A 3,226-nucleotide genomic window follows, 5' to 3' on the forward strand; every position below is an offset into this window, starting at 1 on the left:
CTGATCGGCGGCTTTGCGCTCATCGGCCCCGTCGCCGCCCTGCCGCTCTATGAAATCTCGCGGCGGCGCGAAATGGGCGAAGACCCGTCCTGGCGCGATGCGATCAGCGTTGTCCGCTCCCCCGCCATCGGCAGCATCATCGCCGTTGGCGCCATGCTCTTCGTGCTCTTCACCCTCTGGCTCACCAGCGCCCAGGCCCTCTACGAAAGCCTCTTCGGCTCCACACCGCCGCAAAGCTTCCAGGGTCTCTTCGCCCAGGCCTTTGCCGAACCCGGCGGCATGACCCTCGTCATCATCGGAACGGCCGTTGGCGCCTGCTTTGCCCTCGTCGTGCTCTGCACCTCGGTCGTCGCCTTCCCACTGCTGCTCGATCGCGATGTCGGCGCCTATGTGGCGGTCGAAACCTCGTTTCGGGCCGTAATGCGCAATCTTATCCCCATGCTCGTCTGGGGTGTTATCGTCGGGGTGTCGGTCTTTGTAGGGGCTCTTACCCTCTTTGTAGGTCTGGCGGTCATCCTGCCCATTTTGGGCCATGCCACCTGGCATCTTTATCGGCGCACGGTCGCCTCGGCCTCCATGATCCGGGACATGCCGCACGCATAAACAGCCGGGCAAACTCAAAGCGAAGGAGTTGGCTTCTTAACCTCAAGGTCCTAATCTCGGTCTTTCCTTTGCCCCGAATTAGCCGAGCTCATGGACCAAACCCCTTTCGAGGCCCCGAACAGCGCCGCCACGGCGACGCTGACGCCGATGATGGCGCAGTATTTCGAGATCAAGGCGGTCAATCCGGGCTATCTGCTGTTCTATCGCATGGGCGATTTCTACGAGCTCTTCTTCGAAGACGCCGAGATCGCCAGCGCCGCGCTGGGTATCGTCCTGACCAAACGCGGCAAGCATCTGGGCGAAGATATCGGCATGTGCGGCGTGCCGATCCACGCGGCCAATGACTATCTCAACAAGCTGATCCGCCTCGGCCACCGCGTCGCCATCTGCGAGCAGATCGAAGATCCCGCCGAAGCCAAGAAACGCGGCAGCAAATCGGTCGTCAAACGCGACGTCGTCCGCCTCGTCACCCCCGGCACCCTGACCGAGGACGACCACCTCGACGCCCGCTCGGCCAATTATCTCGCCGCTCTCGCCATGGTCCGTCACGGCGAAACCGATTTCGCCCTTGCCTGGGCCGACATCTCCACCGGCGAAACTTTTGTGGCCGACCTGCCCATCGACAGGCTCGCCGATGAACTGGCCCGCATCTCGCCCGCCGAACTGCTGCTCACCGACGCCACGCGTCAGGCCCTCGTCGAAAAACACCTCTTCGCCCCAGCCTGGACCGCGATTGCCTCGTCCATCGCCCCGGAAGCCGCCGACAGCGAAGTCGCCCTCCAGGTCCTGCGCCGCACGTTTCCTGCCGATCTCTTCGATCCCACCGCGCTGTCCCGCGCCAGCCGTTCGGCCATGGGCGCCCTCGTCGCCTATGTCGACCAGAGCCAGAAGGGCCGCACCGCCCCTCTCCGCGCCCCGATCCTGCAAGCGAGCGACGCGGTTCTCGCCATCGACGCTGCCACCCGGTCCAGCCTCGAGATCCTGCAAACGCAGCGCGGCCAGGCCAAAGGCTCGCTGCGCCAGTCGATCGATCTCACCGTCACCGCCCCCGGCGCCCGCCTTCTCGCCAGCCGCCTTGCCGCGCCCCTGCGCGATGCCAATGCCATCAACGACCGTCTCGATGCGGTGGAGCGCCTCGTCGGCGATCCCTTGCTCCGCGCCCGTCTCCGCGGCGACCTCAAGGCAGCGCCCGATCTTGCCCGTGCCCTCTCCCGCTTATCGCTCGAACGCGGTGGTCCCCGCGATCTCGCTGCCATCGGCCGGGCGGTCGCCGCAGCGCTTGAACTGGCCGCCGACCTCGGCAGCCAGCCGGACCTGCCAAATGTCCTCTTGGCCCTGACCAAGACCCTCGGCGCAGCGCCACGTCCGCTTGCCTCCGAGCTTGGTCTCGCTCTCGACGACGAACTGCCGCTCCTTTCTCGAGACGGCGGCTTCGTCCGCGCCGCCTACAACGCAAATCTCGACGAGGAACGCGCGCTCGGTTCAGAAACCCGCGCCGTCGTCGCCGCGCTCCAGGCTCGTCTGATGGACGAGACGGACGTCCGCTCCCTGAAGATCAAGCACAATGGCGTTCTCGGCTACTTTGTCGAAGTCCCCGCCGGCCATGGCCAAAAACTGCTTGAGCCGCCGCATCGGGAAATCTTCATCCATCGCCAGACGCTGGCCAATGCCATGCGCTTCACGACGACGGAACTGGCCGAACTCGAAGGCCGCATCGCCAAGGCACACGAGGCGGCACTCGAAATCGAACTCGGCATTTTTACCCGGCTGCGCGAAGACGTGCTCGCCCGCACCGGCGAACTCCAGGGCCTTGCCGACGCCCTTGCCGAGCTGGACGTGACCGCCGCTCTCGCCGAAGTGTCCGCTACGCGCTTTTATTGCCGCCCCCAGGTCGATGACAGCCTTGCTTTCGCCATCGTCGGCGGGCGCCATCCGGTCGTGGAACAAATGGTAAGGGCCGAAGGCCAGAGCTTTGTGGCCAATGACGCCGATCTCTCGGGCAGCGAAGATGCCGGCGGCGGCAAGCTGTGGCTGGTCACTGGCCCCAATATGGGCGGTAAATCGACTTTCCTCCGTCAGAATGCTCTGATCGCAATCCTCGCGCAGATGGGCTGTTTCGTGCCGGCCGAAAGTGCCCATATCGGTGTCGTCGATCGCCTCTTCTCCCGCGTCGGCGCCTCTGATGACATTGCCCACGGTCGCTCGACATTCATGGTCGAAATGGTCGAGACGGCCGCCATCCTCAATCGCGCCACGCGCCATTCGCTTGTCGTGCTCGACGAAATCGGCCGTGGTACTGCGACCTTTGACGGTCTTTCCATCGCCTGGGCATCGGTGGAGGCGCTGCACGAAACCACCGGTTGCCGTGCTCTCTTTGCCACCCACTTCCACGAACTGACGAGTCTGGCAAAAACGCTGTCCCGCGTCGCCAATGTCACCATGAAGGTCCGCGAGTGGGAGGGCGAAGTCGTGTTCCTCCACGAAGTCGGGCCCGGCGCCGCCGATCGCTCCTACGGCATTCAGGTGGCCCGGCTTGCTGGCCTGCCCGATCCGGTTATCCATCGCGCCAAGCAGGTGCTTGATGTCCTCGAACAACGCTCGGCCGGTACGGCCTCTTCCAGCC

Annotated in this window: 2 protein-coding genes; both read left to right on the forward strand. The window is 64.7% G+C overall.

Going from position 1 to position 3,226, the window contains the following annotated elements; translation table 11 throughout:
* Positions 1-603 (forward strand): DUF2189 domain-containing protein (locus ABW043_RS16020; protein ID WP_353922201.1); only part of this gene is annotated, 603 nt, incomplete at its 5' end.
* A gap of 90 nt (positions 604-693) precedes the next feature.
* A partial coding sequence (gene mutS / locus ABW043_RS16025; protein WP_353922202.1) for a DNA mismatch repair protein MutS occupies positions 694-3,226 on the forward strand: 2,533 nt, incomplete at its 3' end.

Source organism: Devosia sp., from assembly GCF_040509215.1.
Taxonomy (GTDB): domain Bacteria; phylum Pseudomonadota; class Alphaproteobacteria; order Rhizobiales; family Devosiaceae; genus Devosia.